20 protein-coding genes, 1 tRNA gene and 1 pseudogene are annotated in these 17,489 nt (G+C 32.0%); 18 read left to right on the top strand and 4 right to left on the bottom strand.

Annotation, left to right across the window (positions count from 1 at the left end):
- Positions 1–71 precede the first annotated feature (71 nt).
- The gene (locus TX50_RS04450; RefSeq protein WP_011132465.1) at positions 72–4,079 is read left to right on the top strand and encodes a magnesium chelatase subunit H; all 4,008 of its coding nucleotides are present in this window, start codon (positions 72–74) and stop codon (positions 4,077–4,079) included.
- A 15-nt stretch (positions 4,080–4,094) separates the two neighbouring features.
- On the opposite strand, the gene folP is transcribed toward TX50_RS04450, so the two are convergent.
- The 3 genes from folP to TX50_RS04435 are packed head-to-tail and all read right to left on the bottom strand — an operon-like array spanning position 4,095 to position 5,874.
- Positions 4,095–4,937 (bottom strand): dihydropteroate synthase, encoded by an 843-nt coding sequence (gene folP, locus TX50_RS04445; RefSeq protein WP_011132464.1) that lies wholly within the window; start codon positions 4,935–4,937, stop codon positions 4,095–4,097.
- A complete protein-coding gene (gene tpiA, locus TX50_RS04440; protein WP_011132463.1) occupies positions 4,921–5,646 on the bottom strand; it encodes a triose-phosphate isomerase in 726 nt (241 codons plus the stop codon). The genes folP and tpiA overlap by 17 nt, the downstream gene beginning before the upstream one ends.
- 51 nt (positions 5,647–5,697) lie before the next feature.
- Positions 5,698–5,874, bottom strand: a complete 177-nt coding sequence (locus tag TX50_RS04435) for an RNA-binding S4 domain-containing protein (RefSeq protein ID WP_011132462.1) — start codon at positions 5,872–5,874, stop codon at positions 5,698–5,700.
- A gap of 56 nt (positions 5,875–5,930) precedes the next feature.
- Here TX50_RS04435 and TX50_RS04430 point away from each other — a divergent pair, with 56 nt between their 5' ends.
- Together TX50_RS04430 and TX50_RS04425 are read left to right on the top strand one after the other, a co-directional pair.
- Positions 5,931–7,637 (top strand): ABC transporter ATP-binding protein, encoded by a 1,707-nt coding sequence (locus TX50_RS04430; protein WP_036930476.1) that lies wholly within the window; start codon positions 5,931–5,933, stop codon positions 7,635–7,637.
- Between the two features lie 29 nt (positions 7,638–7,666).
- The gene (locus TX50_RS04425; RefSeq protein WP_036930477.1) at positions 7,667–7,885 is read left to right on the top strand and encodes a DUF6447 family protein; all 219 of its coding nucleotides are present in this window, start codon (positions 7,667–7,669) and stop codon (positions 7,883–7,885) included.
- 6 nt (positions 7,886–7,891) lie between these two features.
- Here the strand turns inward: TX50_RS04425 and carB are convergent, their stop codons facing one another.
- Positions 7,892–11,191 carry a carbamoyl-phosphate synthase large subunit gene (gene carB / locus TX50_RS04420; protein WP_011132459.1) on the bottom strand — a complete coding sequence of 1,100 codons (3,300 nt, stop codon included), beginning with the start codon at positions 11,189–11,191 and terminating at the stop codon, positions 7,892–7,894.
- 108 nt (positions 11,192–11,299) lie between these two features.
- On the opposite strand from carB, the gene TX50_RS04415 reads away from it, so the two are divergent.
- The 15 genes and pseudogenes from TX50_RS04415 to TX50_RS04360 all read left to right on the top strand — a co-directional run bounded on the left by TX50_RS04415 (position 11,300) and on the right by TX50_RS04360 (position 17,474).
- Positions 11,300–11,938 (top strand): DUF3318 domain-containing protein, encoded by a 639-nt coding sequence (locus TX50_RS04415; RefSeq protein WP_011132458.1) that lies wholly within the window; start codon positions 11,300–11,302, stop codon positions 11,936–11,938.
- A complete protein-coding gene (rsfS, locus tag TX50_RS04410; protein ID WP_011132457.1) occupies positions 11,928–12,272 on the top strand; it encodes a ribosome silencing factor in 345 nt (114 codons plus the stop codon). The genes TX50_RS04415 and rsfS overlap by 11 nt, the downstream gene beginning before the upstream one ends.
- Positions 12,273–12,281: 9 nt before the next feature.
- Positions 12,282–12,776, top strand: a complete 495-nt coding sequence (locus tag TX50_RS04405; RefSeq protein WP_011132456.1) for a CGLD27 family protein — start codon at positions 12,282–12,284, stop codon at positions 12,774–12,776.
- Position 12,777: 1 nt separating this feature from the next.
- Positions 12,778–13,743, top strand: coding sequence for an asparaginase (locus TX50_RS04400; protein WP_011132455.1), 966 nt, complete (start codon positions 12,778–12,780; stop codon positions 13,741–13,743).
- Between the two features lie 45 nt (positions 13,744–13,788).
- Positions 13,789–13,865: transfer RNA gene (locus TX50_RS04395), tRNA-Met, on the top strand.
- A 760-nt stretch (positions 13,866–14,625) separates the two neighbouring features.
- Positions 14,626–14,757, top strand: a complete 132-nt coding sequence (locus TX50_RS09930; protein WP_268741266.1) for a hypothetical protein — start codon at positions 14,626–14,628, stop codon at positions 14,755–14,757.
- 413 nt (positions 14,758–15,170) lie between these two features.
- A complete protein-coding gene (locus TX50_RS04390; protein WP_225866778.1) occupies positions 15,171–15,446 on the top strand; it encodes a hypothetical protein in 276 nt (91 codons plus the stop codon).
- A gap of 59 nt (positions 15,447–15,505) precedes the next feature.
- Positions 15,506–15,805: a DUF1651 domain-containing protein gene (locus TX50_RS04385; RefSeq protein WP_011132453.1), complete on the top strand. Its 300-nt coding sequence runs from the start codon at positions 15,506–15,508 to the stop codon at positions 15,803–15,805.
- The gene (locus TX50_RS09660; RefSeq protein ID WP_173027985.1) at positions 15,802–15,942 is read left to right on the top strand and encodes a hypothetical protein; all 141 of its coding nucleotides are present in this window, start codon (positions 15,802–15,804) and stop codon (positions 15,940–15,942) included. Before TX50_RS04385 ends, TX50_RS09660 begins: the two co-directional genes overlap by 4 nt.
- Complete coding sequence (locus tag TX50_RS09655) at positions 15,932–16,084, top strand: hypothetical protein (protein ID WP_173027983.1); 153 nt, start codon at positions 15,932–15,934, stop codon at positions 16,082–16,084. The genes TX50_RS09660 and TX50_RS09655 overlap by 11 nt, the downstream gene beginning before the upstream one ends.
- Positions 16,085–16,460: 376 nt before the next feature.
- Positions 16,461–16,568, top strand: coding sequence for a high light inducible protein (locus tag TX50_RS04380; RefSeq protein WP_011132452.1), 108 nt, complete (start codon positions 16,461–16,463; stop codon positions 16,566–16,568).
- Complete coding sequence (locus tag TX50_RS04375; RefSeq protein WP_011132451.1) at positions 16,568–16,777, top strand: high light inducible protein; 210 nt, start codon at positions 16,568–16,570, stop codon at positions 16,775–16,777. The genes TX50_RS04380 and TX50_RS04375 overlap by 1 nt, the downstream gene beginning before the upstream one ends.
- Positions 16,777–17,037, top strand: a complete 261-nt coding sequence (locus tag TX50_RS04370; protein WP_011132450.1) for a high light inducible protein — start codon at positions 16,777–16,779, stop codon at positions 17,035–17,037. The genes TX50_RS04375 and TX50_RS04370 overlap by 1 nt, the downstream gene beginning before the upstream one ends.
- Before the next feature lie 48 nt (positions 17,038–17,085).
- Positions 17,086–17,196, top strand: a pseudogene (locus TX50_RS04365) (chlorophyll a/b-binding protein); the annotation flags it as partial.
- Between the two features lie 98 nt (positions 17,197–17,294).
- Entirely contained in the window at positions 17,295–17,474 is a 180-nt protein-coding gene (locus TX50_RS04360) for a hypothetical protein (protein ID WP_036930462.1), read from the top strand.
- Positions 17,475–17,489: the final 15 nt, after the last annotated feature.

Raw genomic sequence — 17,489 nt, 5'->3', positions numbered from 1 at the left:
ACACGCTATTTATATTGCACACAATAACGGCAATTCACCCGTAGGCTGGTAAAAATACTTAAAGAAAATCAATGTTTACGCAGGTCCGCTCAGCAAATCGCAGAGTTTCTCCTGTTGAGGATAACAAACATAAAATTGTAATAAAAGCAGTTTATGTTGTCCTTGAGCCACAATATCAAAACTCCTTAACAGAAGCTGCAAAATCAATAAATGAAACCAATGGCCCTATAGGGATAGATCTCAGCGGATATCTTATAGAAGAACTTAGAAACGATAAAAATTTCGAAGATTTTAAAATTGATATAGCTAGTGCCGATATTTTTGTTGCCTCCCTAATATTTATAGAAGATTTAGCACAAAAAGTTGTAGATGCAGTTACCCCATATAAAGAGAATCTTAAAGCCTCTATAATTTTTCCCTCAATGCCTGAGGTGATGAGATTAAATAAATTGGGTTCATTTAGCATGGCTCAACTTGGACAATCTAAAAGTATTATCGGAGATCTTATTAAAAAGAAAAAAGAATCTGATGGTGCTAGTTTCCAAGATTCAATGTTGAAGCTACTAAATACCTTACCTTCAATACTCAAATATTTACCTGTAGAAAAAGCACAAGATGCAAGAACATTTATATTAAGTTTTCAATATTGGCTTGGCGGAACTACAGAAAATCTGAAGAACTTCTTATTAATGATCTCAGAAAAATATGTAGTGTCAGAAAATATAAAAGATCAGTTAGAAGAATTTAAAATACAAGATCCTGAAACTTTTCCAGATTTAGGTATATGGCATCCGTTAGCGCCAAATATGTTTGAAAGTTTAAATGAATATCAAAATTGGGAAAAAAATAGAAAAGATATAAAACCAAAAGATGATAAAACTCCAACTATTGGATTAGTTCTACAAAGAAGTCACATAGTTACAGGTGATGATGCTCATTATGTAGCCGTAATACAAGAATTAGAATATCGAGGAGCTCGTGTTTTACCTATTTTCTGTGGCGGATTAGATTTTTCTAAACCAGTAGATGAATTTTATTATCATTCAAATGATAAGGAAAGAGCAATAGTTGATGGGGTTGTATCTTTAACAGGATTTGCATTGGTAGGTGGTCCTGCAAGACAAGATCATCCAAAAGCCATTGATGCACTGAAAAAGCTAAATAGACCATATATGGTTGCATTACCATTAGTATTTCAAACAACTCAAGAATGGGAGGAAAGTGATTTAGGATTACACCCTGTTCAAGTTGCACTCCAAATTGCGATACCAGAATTAGACGGAGCTATTGAACCAATTATTCTTTCAGGTCGTGATGATGCTACTGGTAAAGCCCATACTCTCCAAGACAGAGTAGATGTCATTGTTGAAAGAGCAATAAAGTGGTCCACTCTTAGGGTAAAAAAAAGGGATGAGAAAAAGTTAGCGATAACTGTATTTAGTTTTCCACCTGACAAAGGAAATGTTGGAACAGCAGCATATTTGAATGTATTTGGTTCTATTTATAGAGTTCTTTTAGAAATGAAAGCTAAAGGGTATCAAATTGATGATCTCCCTAAAAACTCCAAAGAATTAATGGAGAAAGTAATTAATAATCCAGAGGCTATGGATGGTTCTCCTGAATTAAATATTGCTCATAAGATGACTGTAAAAGAATATGAGGAATTTACACCTTATTCAAAGAGATTAGAAGAAAACTGGGGTAAACCTCCTGGAAACTTGAACAGCGATGGACAAAATTTACTTGTTTACGGAAAACATTTTGGAAATGTATTTATAGGAGTGCAACCAACATTTGGATATGAAGGAGATCCAATGAGATTACTTTACTCAAGAAGTGCTAGTCCTCACCATGGATTTGCCGCTTATTACACATACGTAGAAAAAATATGGGGAGCTGATGCAGTTCTACATTTTGGAACACACGGTTCACTTGAATTTATGCCTGGGAAACAAATGGGTATGAGTGAAACTTGCTACCCAGATTCTTTAATAGGATCTCTGCCAAATTTATATTATTACGCAGCAAATAATCCATCAGAAGCAACAATTGCAAAAAGAAGAGGTTACGCATCAACAATAAGTTACCTAACTCCTCCAGCTGAAAATGCTGGTCTTTATAAGGGACTTAAAGAATTGAGCGAGCTTGTAGGTTCTTATCAACAACTCAGAGAAAGTAGTAGAGGTATTCAAATTGTTAATGCAATAGTAGAGACTTCAAAGCAATGTAATCTCGATAAAGATGTAGAACTCCCTATTGGTGAGGTTGAGGAACTAACTATTGAAGATAGAGATCTGTTTGTAGGGAATATATATAAGCAATTAATGGAGATAGAAAGTAGATTATTGCCATGTGGACTCCATACAATTGGAGAGGCTCCTACTGCGGAGGAAGCCGTTGCCACCTTAGTAAACATAGCTTCGTTAGAAAGAGAACAAGAAGGTCTTAGATCCTTACCAGGTTTATTAGCAGAATCAATAAATTTAAAAATTGATGAAGTTTACGACGGTAATAATAAGGGAGAACTTAAGTTTGTTGAACTAAATGAAAAAATTATAAAAACTGCCAGAGAATGCATATTTGCAATGGTTAATAGTCTAAAAATTGTTAACGGAAGGGTCTATTTGGAGAAATCACTATTTTCAAAACTATTAGATTTCTTGAAGATATTTGGTTTAAATTTACCTACCCCTTGGCTGAGAGTATGTAGATTAAATGGATTTAATGAAATAAATCAAAAAGAATTAAATAAATTATTTGACTATTTATTGTTCTGCCTTGAACAGGTATGTGCAGACAAAGAAATGGATAGCCTCATAAAAGCCTTGGATGGAAATTATGTATTACCTGGCCCTGGAGGAGATCCTATTAGGAACCCAAGCGTTTTACCAAGTGGTAAAAATATTCATGCACTTGATCCACAATCAATTCCTACTACTGCAGCAGTAGCTGCAGCTAAATCTGTAGTAGACAAATTAATTGAAAGACAAAAAGAAGAGCAAGGAACTTGGCCTGAAACAATAGCTTGTGTTTTATGGGGTACTGACAATATCAAAACTTATGGTGAATCTCTAGCTCAAATTTTATGGTTTGTAGGAGTCAAACCAAAACCTGATTCTGTTGGTCGAATAAATAAATTAGAACTTATCCCGTTAGAGGAACTTGGTAGACCAAGAATTGATGTGGTTGTAAATTGCTCTGGAGTTTTTAGGGATTTATTTATAAACCAAATGGCACTTATTGATCAGGCCGTAAAATTAGCCGCAGAAGCAGAAGAACCATTAGAGTCCAACTTTGTAAGAAAACATTCATTAGAACAAGCTGATAAAGAGGGTACCTCAATAAGGGAGGCTTCAGCAAGAGTATTTTCAAATGCTAGCGGCAGCTATAGTTCAAATGTCAATTTAGCTGTAGAAAATTCAACCTGGGAGGAAGAAAATGAATTGCAAGAAATGTATTTATCAAGAAAAACTTATGCTTTTAATGCTGATAACCCAGGAGAAATGAATCAAAAAAGGGATGTATTCGAGTCTGTCATGAAAACTGCTGATGTAACATTTCAAAACCTTGACTCTTCTGAAATCTCTCTAACTGATGTCAGCCATTATTTTGATTCTGATCCTACTAAATTAATAAAAACGTTAAGGGATGATGGGAAAGAACCAAGTAGTTACATTGCAGACACAACTACATCTAATGCTCAAGTCAGGACATTAGGTGAAACAATAAGACTAGATTCTAGAACTAAGCTTTTGAATCCAAAATGGTACGAAGGAATGCTTAAGTCAGGATATGAAGGAGTTAGAGAACTTTCTAATAGACTTAACTACACACTTGGATGGAGTGCAACAAGTGGCCAAGTAGATAACTTTGTTTATGAAGAAACTAATGAAACATTCATTAATGATGAAGAAATGAGAAAAAGGCTTATGGATTTAAATCCTAATAGTTTCAGAAGAATAGTAGGAACATTGCTCGAAGTAAATGGGAGAGGTTATTGGGAAACATCCGATGAAAATATAGAGCAACTTAAAGAACTTTATCAAGAAGTAGAGGATAAAATTGAGGGAGTTAAATAGAAAAAATTAATTTCTTTATCTAAATATGTGATCTGCGACTTTTAAAACTTGATAATTGATTTTTACATTATGAACTCTTACTAAGTGAATTTTTTGTTGAGAACAAAGACAACTAATAGCTAGTGTTCCTATATCTCTTTCTTTGGGATTAGGTTGATTTAAGATTTCTCCAATAAATCTTTTTCTTGAGGCCCCAATTAGGAGTGGAAATTCAAAATTCTTTAAAAGAGGTACGTTTCTTAGGATTTCTATGTTCTGTTTAGTGTCCTTTGAAAATCCAATACCTGGATCCCAAATTATTTTATCCTTACTAACATTTTTGTTTAGAGCTTTTTTTGTCAAACTTTCAAGAGAATGAATAATATCAACTAAAAAATCATCATAATTTGTCAAATTATTCATGGTTATGCTATTTCCGCGACTATGAGTAATTACGAAAGGACAATTAAATTCTGAGACAACATCTAAAATCTCCTCATCCCTTCTTCCACCTGTGACATCATTAATCCAATTAGCACCATTTGAGAGAGCTTCATGAGCAACCTCAGAATTAAAAGTATCAATAGAAATAAGAATATTGGGATATTCACTTCTAATTTTTTTTAAATATGGTATTAATCTTTTTGATTCATTTTTCGCTCCAATTTCTATCGCTCCGGGTCTAGTACTTTGTGCACCAAGATCAATTACATCAACTCCATTTGAAACAAAATAATTTACTTGATTTAAAACTTTTTCTATGGAACAAAAATCACCTCCATCACTAAATGAATCTGGAGTTAAATTAATAATCCCCATTATGGAGGTTTTCCTCCCCCAATCATCAGGCCAAGGGTAGTTATTATTCGAAATTTGCAATTCTTGAAAAACTTATAGGATCTAAAGAAGAACCACCTACCAAGACACCATCAATATCACTCATTGACATGATCTCATCAATATTATTTGGTTTAACAGAACCTCCATATTGGATGATTACGTCACTAAAACCAATCAAACTCCTTATCAAAGCACATATCTTGTTTGCGTCACTTGCTTCACAAGTTTTACCTGTACCAATTGCCCATATAGGTTCATAAGCAACTATAAGATTAGATGGATCAGTATTCTCTAATCCCTGTTCAACTTGTCTGGTGATGACCCTATCGGCTTCACCTCTTTCTCTTTGTTCAAGAGTTTCACCGACACAAACTATTGGAGTTAGTCCACTTGATTGAGCAAAGACAGCTCTTTTATTAATTTGTTCATCACTTTCACTAAAGTATTTCCGAGGTTCACTATGACCAACAATTGCATATTTTACTTTGTGTTCAATAAGCATATTGGGGGAGATTTCTGCAGTAAAAGCACCTTTATCTTCCCAATGGATATTTTGACTTGCAATATTTAAATAATCAAAGTTTGTATAATTAGAAAAAGTAGAAATAGCTGTAAAGGGAGGAGCAATTACTATTTTTCTGTCATTAGGAATTTCTTCAATAAGAGGAAGAAATTCTTCCAAATATTTTTTTGTGTCAGCACAAGTCATGTGCATCTTCCAATTCCCAGCGATTACAGATTTTCTCAAAATATGTTGTCTAAGAAAAATATACTAATATAACCTGGGTTTTTAGGCTAATCATTCAAAAATTAATTCACTTTTTAGAAACATAACTTTATCTCCTTTAACTAATTTTCTTCCTCTTTTTTTCTCTATTTCTCCATTAACTTTTATCTGACCAGAATTTATGAGAATTTTTGCCTCACCACCAGAAGAAACAATGTTATGCCATTTTAAAAATTGATTTAATTTCATTGTTTTATAAATCCACAGCTATTGATAGAGTAAAAGAAGTAATCAAAAATAATATCTTGCAATTAATTCCATCAATCACTCCTTATATTAATAGATTTATTAAAGGTTTTATATGCATGATAATTTATGTAGCATGTTGGCCAATATTAGCTTTTTTAGCTGGAAAATTAATACCCGCTATTGGATCTGGAGAATTATCAACCGTAACTAATATCATAATAAATTCTCTTGTTGTATTTTTAATTCAAAAAACTGCTCAATATGGGCAAGATGTTTATATTGCCAAGCCTTCATTAGAAATAAGTGAAGTAATGAGACAAAGTTTATTTAGTAAAATTCACAAAATAAAAATGAATATTATCAACAACATTTCTGCAGGAGATATTACTTATAGGCTTACCGAGGATGCGGACAGAGTCAGTGAAGTGATTTATAAAACATTTCAAGATACATTACCATGCTTGTTGCAATTATTAGCAGTAATTATCTATATGTTTTATTTAGACTGGTCGTTGACAATATCAACATTTATTTTAGCTCCAATAATTGTTTTATCAGTAAATAACTTTGGGAAAAGAGTTTTAATAGCATCTGAAAAAAGTCAAGAATCAACAAGCGATTTAGCCAGTTTAATAGGAGAATCTATAAACGGAATTTCGACAATAAGATCATTTGCAGCAGAAAATTGGATTACAGGTAGATTCAATACAAAATTGAGAAGTAATAAACAAGCAAAATATAAGACACTTAAATTACTTGCTATCCAACATCCAATAGTAGGTTTTATTGAAGCTTTTGGAATATTGGCAATATTAGGTTTAGGAGCATTAAGAATTAACCTAGGTCTTTTAAATAGCGAAGAATTTAGCAGTTTTTTTGCTGCAATATTAATGCTTATAGACCCAATTAGTCACATTAGTACAAACTTTAATGAATATAAGCAAGCAGAGGCTTCATTAAAAAGATTAAAAAAAATAAATATGCAACCCATGGAAAAAGATGAGCAAAATTTAGAAAAAATAACAAGAATAAATGGGAAGATCGAATTCAATCATGTTAGTTTTGAATATAAAAAGGATAATGAAGTTTTACAAGATATCACTTTAAAAATTTCAAAAGGACAGGTAATTGCATTTGTAGGATCATCAGGAGCTGGGAAAAGCACAATGATGTCTTTGATATTAAAATTCATAAACCCTAAATTAGGGGACATATATATAGATGACAAAAACATAAGATCTATAAGCTCAATAGATATAAGATCAAATATTGCCTTAGTACAACAACAACCTTTTTTATTTTCTGGAAGAATAATTGATGTAATAAAAATGGGAAGGGACTTTAGTGAAGACGATGTAATTAAGTCTGCCAAGATTGCAAATGCTCATGAATTTATTCTTAAACTCCCAAGTAAATACGAAACAAACATAAACGAAAGAGGATCTAACTTTTCAGGAGGTCAGATTCAAAGATTAGCAATAGCTCGCGCGATATTAGGTAACCCATCTATTCTTTTATTAGATGAGGCTACTAGTGCATTAGATTCAGATTCAGAAGCAGAAGTTCAAAAAGGCCTAAATCAAGCAATGAATAACAGAACAGTTATAATTGTTGCTCACAGATTATCCACTACCCAAGGAGCAGATAAAATAGTTGTTTTTGATAAAGGTAAAATTGTAGATAGTGGAAAACATATAGATTTGTTCAATAAAGATGGGATTTATAAAGAATTATGTGAAAAACAGTTGATAAAGGTTACTTGATTGTATTTAATTTAATAAAAGATAAAATCATGTCTGAAAAAAACATTGAAAATAAAAATCCAGTCCTAACTTTTGAGGGAGGGGAATATAATCTTAATGATTTAACTAGTGAAACAAAAGAACTAATTAAAGGATTACAAATAGCTGAAACTCAGCTGAAAATGCATGAAGACACATTTAAATTGTTATCCATTGGTAGAAACTCCCTAACAAACCAATTAAGAGAGAATCTTAAAAATTATGAATAAATTCTATTAATTATGAATTTCCTGAAGTGATAAAGTATCAATTTTATTTAGCCGTAATGATTTAATTGCCTGCAAAGCTGCTTTTGCTCCAGGAATAGTAGTGAAAGTGGGAATATTATATTCTAAGGATGCTCTTCTGAGATAAGCATCATCATGGAGAGCCTGCGATCCAACTGGAGTATTGATAACTAATTGTATAAGACCAGAACGAATTGAATCTTCAATGTTAGGTCTTCCTTCATGAACCTTTAAAACTTCATCAACTTCAATTCCCAAATTAAATAAATATTTAGCAGTACCCTTAGTCGCAACTAATTTAAAACCTAAAACTATTAGTTCTCTTGCTATATACTCTAATTTATCTTTATCTAAATCATTAGTAGATAAAAAAGCAACACCCTCAGAAGGGACGCCATTTCCAGCAGCCAATTCAGATTTTGCATATGCCAGGCCAAAATTATCGGCCAATCCCATTACTTCACCTGTTGAACGCATCTCAGGGCCAAGTAAAGCATCAGATCCAGGAAACCTTTTGAAAGGTAAAACAGCTTCCTTAACCGCTTGATATTTAGGTATTAGTTCCTTAGTAAAATTTATATCTTTTAAAGAGGATCCTTGCATTAATTGAGTCGCCAATTTCGCAACAGGTTTACCGATAGCTTTAGAAACAAAAGGTATAGTTCTTGATGCTCGTGGATTAGCCTCAAGAATAAATAATTGATTTTCTTCATTACTATGATTTCTAATTGCAAATTGTAGATTAATTAAGCCAACAACATTTAATCTATTTGCAATTAATTTTGTCCACTTTTTAACAGTTTCTATTGTTTCTTGGGATAAAGAAATTGAAGGTAGGCAACAAGCAGAATCACCAGAATGGATTCCTGCAGGTTCAACATGCTCCATAAGACCTGCGATAACAACCGAACCGGTTTTATCACATAACGCATCAACATCAATTTCTATTGCATTACTTAAATATTGATCCAAAAGAATCGGATGATCTGGTGAAACTTTAACGGCCTCTTTTATATATCGAGATAAATCATTTTTATCTTTAACTATTTCCATAGCTCTTCCACCTAAGACATAAGAGGGCCTTACGACTAAAGGGAATCCTATATTATTTGCAACTAACATTGCCTCTTTTTCATTACGTGCTATTCCATTGAGCGGTTGTCTTATATTTAATTCTTCAAGAATCTTTGTGAATTCTTCTCTATCTTCAGCTATGTCAATTGAATGAGGAGATGTTCCAAGAATTTTTGATTTACATTTAATACCTTCATAAGACTCCAACCAATTGGATAAAGGCAAAGACAACTTAAGAGGTGTCTGTCCTCCAAATTGAACTATCAATCCATATGGATTTTCAGCTTCAATTATATTGAGAACATCTTCCAAAGTAACAGGCTCAAAATATAAAATATCGCTTGTATCATAATCGGTTGAAACAGTTTCAGGATTGCTATTAACCATTATCGTTTGATAACCATTACTTGAAGCTTGATACGAGGCATGACAGCAACAATAATCAAATTCAATACCTTGGCCAATTCTATTAGGTCCACCTCCCAATATCATAATTTTTTTTAAATGCTTATGATTATCGGCAGAAATTTCATTATCATTTATATTTAAATTATTGTGTAAAAAAGCTTCTTCATAGCTTGAATAATGGTAAGGAGTTTCAGATGAAAATTCAGCTGAGCAAGTATCCACAGTTTTGTAAAGTGGCAAAACTTTCAATTTTTTTCGATAATTTCTCACTTCAAAAAATTCAGAGTTAGTTAATTTTGCAATCTGTTGATCTGAAAAGCCCAATTGCTTTGCATTTAACATTAAATCTCTATCAATTCGAGTAAGTTCATTCCCTTTTAAAAATTCATTCTGAAAATTAAAAATATTTCGTAACTTCTCAATAAACCACAAATCTATATTCGTTATTTCATTAATATATGAATTAGTCTTACCAGATTCCATTGCTTTTTTAACTATTAATATTCTTTCAGCAGTTGGGTTTTGTAAATTATTCTTTAAATCATTATCGTTGTTAAAATCTTCAATAGAATCACACTCCCAACCGAAAATACCAATTTCTAAAGATCTCAAAGCTTTTTGAAAAGATTCTTCAAAAGATCGGCCAATTGCCATTGATTCTCCAACAGATTTCATTGATGTATTTAAAATATTTGAGGAACCTTTAAACTTTTCAAAAGCAAATCTTGGTACCTTTGTTACAACGTAATCAATTGAGGGTTCAAAGCATGCAGGCGTTTTTTTAGTAATATCATTAATAATTTCATCAAGTGTGTACCCAACAGATAATAAAGCCGCAATCTTAGCTATGGGGAAGCCTGTAGCTTTACTAGCTAATGCAGAGGATCTACTTACCCTTGGGTTCATCTCAATAACTATTACATCACCATTTTTTGGATTTACCGCAAATTGTATATTACTTCCTCCTGTTTCAACACCTACCTCTCTTATTATTTTTAAAGATAAATCTCTAAGTCTTTGATATTCTCTGTCAGTTAACGTTTGAGCAGGTGCCACTGTAATTGAGTCCCCAGTGTGGACACCCATAGGATCCAAATTTTCAATACTGCAAATTATAACAACATTATCAGCTGTATCTCTCATAACTTCTAATTCAAACTCTTTCCAACCTATTAAAGATTTTTCAATTAAGATTTGATTACTTGGACTCTCATCTAAACCAGATTTGCAAAGATCATTAAATTCTTCAAGGTTGTATGCTATACCTCCTCCAACTCCACCTAAAGTAAAAGCTGGTCTTATGATTAACGGGTAAGAATTTATTTGCTTAGATACTTCTCTAGCTTCGAATAAATCAGAAGCAATCCCCGAAGGACATACATTTACATTAATATTTTCCATCGATTCTTTGAATAGTTTTCTATCTTCAGCCTTGTTAATAGCTTTTAAATCAGCTCCTATCAATTCAACATTATTATTTGTCAAAAAATCAGATTCAGATAGTTTTACAGCCAGATTCAAGGCAGTCTGACCACCCATTGTAGGAAGAATCGCATCAGGTTTTTCCTTTAAAATTATTTGAGAAACTATTTCTGGAGTCAAAGGTTCAATATAGGTTTTATTTGCAATTTCAGGATCAGTCATTATTGAAGCTGGATTAGAATTAACTAAAACAATTTCATATCCAGCTTTTCTTAAAGCTTTACAAGCTTGAGTACCTGAATAATCAAATTCACATGCTTGTCCTATAACAATTGGACCTGAACCAAGAATTAGGATTCTTTTAAGATCACCTCTTTGAGGCATAATTAGAAAAATTCATTTATTTAATGCTACTTACAAATCATCAGTTGTTAATCAAGTTACTTGAAAAGCAACATTTGTTTCTATAGTATTGATAATAAAACATAATTTATGAGCGAACTTCAGCGACTTAAAAGTTTGTTGCCTCCAGAGAATGAAAGTTGGGTTTTTATTGAAGCTGCCGCCGCCATTGATCCTCCATTGATTGCTTTAGAGGAAATTGGTCGTGACGAAGTTGAAATTCAAATAGATTTAGAAGAATGGGATAATTATGCGATTGATCATAGAAATTTATTGTTTTGGCATGAAGTAGGAAAGATTCAAAATGATGCAATTCCACGGGACGGATGGGAAATGGCAGCTTTAGCAATAGGCCTTGGTGGAGCGATAGGTGAACTATGGGTACAAGATGGATTACTTTTAATACTTGCTCTTGGCTTATCAGGTTTTGCAGGATATAGACTTTACATAAAAAATAATTCTGAGAAAAGATTACAAGATGCTATTTTTGCAGATGAAAGAGCCATAGACCTTGCCTGTAGATTTGGGTATAGTATCCCAAATGCTTATAAAAGCCTTGGCGGGGCTTTAAAAGAGCTAATAGAAAAAACTAGAAAAAAGAAAAAAAGAATAATATTTGAAGACAGATTAGAAGCATTAAGAAAAAGTGCTGAAAAAGCTAGGTCAGAATTATCACAACAAGAGGGTTCAGACAAATCAGTTTCAAGTGAAAACGTTTATGGACAATAAATTGTTAGTTTTAATGGCTGCCAAAGCCTGTGATATAAAAAAGGCCCAAGAGATAAAATTGATTAAAATTGACAAAGTTTCATACATTAGTGAGTGGATACTTATTGCTGAAGGCTTATCAGATGTTCAAGTTAGATCAATTACTAATTCTGTTGAGATAGAACTTAGAGAAAAAGCAAAGATTGAACCAATTAGAAAAGAGGGAGTTAGCGAAGCAAAATGGGCCCTACTTGATTATGGTGATTTAATAGTAAATATTTTTCAACCCGAAATAAGAAAGTTCTACGACCTTGAATCATTTTGGAGTAATGGAGATGACCTCAATTTTCCATAATAAATATTGATGAATCAATTTAACTGCCCAGTTCCAAAAGATCAACAGCCTACAAATGAATTTATCGAATTATCAAAATCTAAAATATTTACTTGGCCAAAATCAAAGAAAGCTTTTTCATTTATTTTACTAAAGTTTTGGATCGGAACATTTTTTATATTTGTTGTAATTTCTTCAGGGAGTGTATATTTTGAAACTTCTACATTAAGGTACATTTTATTAAGCTTTTTTAGTAGTTTATCATTGCCATTTCTTTTCTCTATAAGGTTATATCTAGGTTGGAATCATATATTCAAAAGATTAACTTCTGAAAAAGTGGAATATGAAGAATCAGGATGGTATGACGGACAAATATGGATCAAACCAATTAAATTAAGAGAAAAAGAATCGTTAATAGCATCACTAGAAGTAAAACCAATTTTAAAAAATTTAATTCAAATTTTATCTATTATTATTATCTTTGCTTTAATTGGAATTTTACTATTTCAAAACAATAATCTCTAAAATGAGTTCTAATTTTAAAAATTTATACACATCAAATAATCCTCCATTAGAGATGATATTAATGAGAGGTTCAAAACTAGAATCGATTCACAAAGTACATGCAGTAATTAGTGATAAAAAAGGAAGAGTGTTAATGTGTGCTGGTAATCCAGAATATAAAAGCTTCATAAGATCTGCCTTAAAGCCTTTTCAAGCAATTCCATTTGTGAGTAGTGGAGCTTCATCAAAAATCAAGAATTCATCAAAGTCAATTGCCTTATCCTGTGGATCTCACAGTGGATCTAAATTACATGCAAGAGAAGCTTTTAAAATTTTGTGGGAATACAATATAGACATACATAATCTCAAATGTCCCATAAAAAAAACAAGTCCCTTAGAACATAATTGTTCTGGTAAGCATGCAGCATTTCTAGCAACATGTAAAAAATTAAATTGGCCGTTAGAAACTTATTTAAAGGGAGATCACCCTCTACAAGTAGAAATCTTTAGGATAATATCGGAACTTCTTGAAATCCCATTGGAGCAGATATACGCAGAGAGAGATGACTGTGGAGCTCCAACTCTATATATGAAAATACTCGAAATGGCAAAATTATATTCATTATTAAGTAGTTCAGATAATGCTGAATTAGAGCAAATAAGTAGAGCGATGACAATTAATCCAACAATGATAAGCGACCACAATAGATTTGATACGGAGGTTATACAAGCATCACATGGGCATGTAATAAGCAAGGGAGGAGCAGAAGGAATACAGTGTTTTTGTAAAGTAAATGAAGGAATGGGTTTAGCTTTAAAAGTTGAAGACGGATCAAAAAGAGCAAAACAATCTGTGGGTCTACATATTTTGAAACAACTAGAATGGATTTCCGAATTAAGAATACAAGATATAGAGGACAAGATCATAAAATTACCTGAAGGGGTTCAAATTGAAGTAAAAGGTCAATTAAAATTCCAAGAATCCTAAAAATATATAAAAAAGAACCCGTTCAGATGTATGCTATGTATGTATCGCGGGGTAGAGCAGTCTGGTAGCTCGTCGGGCTCATAACCCGAAGGTCGGAAGTTCAAATCTTCTCCCCGCCACCAATGAGAAGCCCGTCATAGACGGGTTTTTTTGTGCTTGCAATAGGTTTGGGGTAATAACTTAGTTATCACGAATCGGAAAGTAATGGAATAGGAAGGAAGCTAGTACACTCAAAAACCCTGAAAATGATAACTAAAATGGACAAAGCTAGTTTTAGCAGAAATACAGATTGGTTATCTGCTTATAGACTAAGAGGGAAGTCTCTGGAATAGGACTTATATCAAAAATGGAAGATCCTGCTGATAGGAGAAGAGACTGACTTTTTTAACCAAGAGAGGTAAGGAATTAGTAAGAAAATTAAAGACATCTATTAATTAACTATTACAAAAAGCTTGGTAAAAAAATCTAAATAACAAATACCAAAATACAGATAGCTATGTTTAACAACAACCTAGAGGAAATTTATTTCCACTTAAATTTAATATTTTATTAATTTGTTATTGTTTATCATTAATTAGTTTTATGTGTTTGAGTAATAATGATTTGTTTAAGTAACTAAATAGTTCATACTGATACAAATGTCTTGATTGCTTGATATTAGAGTTTTGTATATTGCTAATACACTTCGAATAAGGTTTCTTAGGTCAGTTACTAAATCCTTGTGGAGACTGCTTTAGTAAATTTCTTTTACTGGTTACTGATGAGATCAGCCGAATCACACTACGGTAAATCTTTAGTTCCAATAAAAGTCCCTTCTAATACGATTCGATCTTTTTCTAAATAAGTATTTTTACGTCCTTTAAATTAGAGATATGAATTTGAATGACTATAGAAATAGAGATTCTTATGCAGAAACCATTTGTTAATTTCTTGTACTGGTTATTAGAGAAGTCAGCAGAAAGCTATTATGGTGACTCACTAAATTCTGAAGTTCCATATACTCCTTATTTTTAAACTCAACTAAACGAGGAGAAGGGTTGACTACTTTGAGTGACCTAACAATACAGCTACTGATCTATATCTTCTTCGGTGCTAATTTATAAAGTTTTCTTGTTTTAGCTGATATATCTTTGCGTAATGCTTTTACTATAGATTAATGTCTTCTTGTATGATTTTTTATACATAGAGACCCAGTATTTATACTTTAGTACGATAAACCCATACCTGGAACTGTATTTAAAAATTAATATATAGAATTTAGTGATAGCGATAGTAGTGGGCTAGGGAGGACATAAGCCGAATTAAGAAGAAATGAGGAGATAGGTATTACCTATGGTAATTAAATTTTTAATACTATAAATTAAATATTTTTATGTTTTATTACAATCACTATTTAATAAGATAATCAAATAGAAATTATATATAAATTGCCTATAAACTCGAAGGGATGGAGCTTAATTTTTAGTATTGGAACAATTGCATTAGCTTTAATTATTATGGATAAAGAAGAAATAAGAAAAAAATATAAATCGATGACAAGGCAAGAAAGACAAGAACTGATCCTAAAGAAAATGAAAGATAAAGGAATAGAAGTAGGAAGTGGAGTTCCGGATAAAAAATATGATAGTGAAGAGGTTTATGAGTTAATCCATATTGCAAATAGCTTTCCAGAATTAAGAGAAAAACTCAAAGTTAATAATTAAATACTTGACGATTTAATTACCATTGGCTTATATTAGTAGTACACATGTATTACTAAGCAATGAACCTTGGAGCAGCTAATGTTTGGTCTAATTTTTCTTATGGTTATCGTAATGAGTCCCCAAGTGGTTGGCTTCTTAACCCCGATCGCAGCAGACTAATTTTATTTACAAGAAATGAAAAATCAACCAGAAATAATATCATGATTTTTGCCCATAAATATTATGCAAACGATCTTGGTGAGCCCTCAGCAATCAAGTCATCAAGTCAAATGCATTTGGAAAAAGCCTGGGATAAATGGCATGATCTTCAACTAGAAGGTTGGACTTTTGAGGAACTAGAATTACCTGAATCGGCATGAAGTACCTAAATCTAATTAAAAAGGAACTATCCAAAGAGGATAGGAAAATATCTGCTCAAGATCCATCAAAGTTATTAGCTGAATTTTTTAATGGTTTTGTAATTAAACCTGATGAAGCATATGTATATGACTCATAAAGAATTAGTAGATCAAGTTTCCGCAATTTTTTTTAAACAAAGCGGAAAGATAGAAAGCGAAAGATCATGGCTTGCAATGAGAAATTATTTAGAACAACTAGATAGCGATCAACTTAAGTTAATACTTAAAGAAGGTGCTTAAAAATAGAATCAGATTTCTTTTCCATTTATATTTCTCACTAAGTTCATCATTGTATTGAAAATCCTGAATTATTTTTACTATTTCATCAATAGCCTTTTCTTTATTTACTTTTCTTTCATTATCTAAAAGATTTGATTTTGGATTAATTCAAGTATCCCACTAATAAAATCATATTCCATACCTAAAAAGTTTCATAAATAATTGTTTATTATTTTTCAAAATCTTACTTGTTAACAATAAATAGATAAGTTTAATGACTTTATACATTAATGTATCAAAAATGTATAGAAAATACTATTTAAGCACTAATAGAGGCCAATATCTTTACATTCATTAATAGTTGTGTTATATTTGTTTACATAATCAAATTTTAATTATGACACCTGACGCAGAAAGATTTAACGGCTTAGCAGCAATGCTTGGTTTCGTAGCAGCTGTTGGCGCATACGTAACAACTGGTCAAATAATTCCTGGTTTTTTCTAATGTCAAATTCTTCATACACAACAACTGAGTCTGGCGGAAGACAAAACATGTTTCCATCAGAAACTCGTCCTTACATAGATGAGTCAGTTTCTTATGACGGCTATCCTCAAAACGCAGAAAAAGTTAACGGTCGTTGGGCAATGATTGGCTTCGTAGCATTATTAGGTGCATACGTAACAACAGGTCAAATCATTCCAGGTATTTTTTAATGAGTCCACTAGCAGTTTTTTTGATTTTAATTGTATCTCTAACTGCTTTACTCGTTGCTTCCCTAACTAAACAATTTCAAGAAGAAAATTTAATCTACTCAAACAAAAATCAAATGACAAACTCAAACACAAAAACTAAAACAATCGAGAAGGAAAAAGTTGTTGCAGAAACTCTCAACGGTAGATTTGCAATGATCGGACTTATAGCTGCAGTTGGTGCATATCTAACTACAGGTCAAATCATTCCAGGTTTCGTTTAAATACAAACTTCAAATAACTAAAACAAAAAAATGGAAAACTCAAAACCTAATTACTGGCAAAATGCAGAAAGAACTAATGGAAGAATGGCAATGATGGGCTTTTTTGCATTAGTAGTTAATTACGGTCTTTTTGGCTGGATCATACCTGGGATTTTTTAAAATGAATTTAGATATTTTCTTAATCTCATTCTTTGCATATCTTTTAGTACCAGTACTGATGATTGCTAAGGGAAAAAAAGCAACTAATTAATAGCATAATGAATTTAGGATTACTCTTCCTCAAAGTTAATACTACTGGAGTAATAACTTTATCTGAATTAGATTGGATTACAAATCACCAATCAGATTTCTCAAGATTAGATATGGCACTAGTTTTAAAAATTGGTCGCCTTATGGATGAGGGAACAATAGAACTTGATTGTAGATTGCCAGCATAAATATTTAAAAATTAA

The sequence above is a fragment of the Prochlorococcus marinus subsp. pastoris str. CCMP1986 genome (assembly GCF_000011465.1).
Taxonomy (GTDB): domain Bacteria; phylum Cyanobacteriota; class Cyanobacteriia; order PCC-6307; family Cyanobiaceae; genus Prochlorococcus_A; species Prochlorococcus_A pastoris.
Note: the sequence above shows the minus strand (reverse complement) of the source record. Positions and strands in the feature narration are given on the sequence as shown.

Coding starts and splice junctions, on each gene's coding strand:
- TX50_RS04380 (WP_011132452.1), top strand. CDS start 16,461: ATGACACCTGACGCAGAAAGATTTAACGGCTTAGCAGCAATGCTTGGT.
- TX50_RS04400 (WP_011132455.1), top strand. CDS start 12,778: ATGAGTTCTAATTTTAAAAATTTATACACATCAAATAATCCTCCATTA.
- TX50_RS09660 (WP_173027985.1), top strand. CDS start 15,802: ATGAAGTACCTAAATCTAATTAAAAAGGAACTATCCAAAGAGGATAGG.
- TX50_RS04370 (WP_011132450.1), top strand. CDS start 16,777: ATGAGTCCACTAGCAGTTTTTTTGATTTTAATTGTATCTCTAACTGCT.
- TX50_RS04385 (WP_011132453.1), top strand. CDS start 15,506: ATGAACCTTGGAGCAGCTAATGTTTGGTCTAATTTTTCTTATGGTTAT.
- TX50_RS09930 (WP_268741266.1), top strand. CDS start 14,626: ATGACTATAGAAATAGAGATTCTTATGCAGAAACCATTTGTTAATTTC.
- TX50_RS04375 (WP_011132451.1), top strand. CDS start 16,568: ATGTCAAATTCTTCATACACAACAACTGAGTCTGGCGGAAGACAAAAC.
- TX50_RS04415 (WP_011132458.1), top strand. CDS start 11,300: ATGAGCGAACTTCAGCGACTTAAAAGTTTGTTGCCTCCAGAGAATGAA.
- TX50_RS09655 (WP_173027983.1), top strand. CDS start 15,932: ATGACTCATAAAGAATTAGTAGATCAAGTTTCCGCAATTTTTTTTAAA.
- TX50_RS04435 (WP_011132462.1), bottom strand. CDS start 5,874: ATGAAATTAAATCAATTTTTAAAATGGCATAACATTGTTTCTTCTGGT.
- TX50_RS04360 (WP_036930462.1), top strand. CDS start 17,295: ATGAATTTAGGATTACTCTTCCTCAAAGTTAATACTACTGGAGTAATA.
- carB (WP_011132459.1), bottom strand. CDS start 11,191: ATGCCTCAAAGAGGTGATCTTAAAAGAATCCTAATTCTTGGTTCAGGT.
- TX50_RS04405 (WP_011132456.1), top strand. CDS start 12,282: ATGAATCAATTTAACTGCCCAGTTCCAAAAGATCAACAGCCTACAAAT.
- TX50_RS04450 (WP_011132465.1), top strand. CDS start 72: ATGTTTACGCAGGTCCGCTCAGCAAATCGCAGAGTTTCTCCTGTTGAG.
- TX50_RS04425 (WP_036930477.1), top strand. CDS start 7,667: ATGTCTGAAAAAAACATTGAAAATAAAAATCCAGTCCTAACTTTTGAG.
- rsfS (WP_011132457.1), top strand. CDS start 11,928: ATGGACAATAAATTGTTAGTTTTAATGGCTGCCAAAGCCTGTGATATA.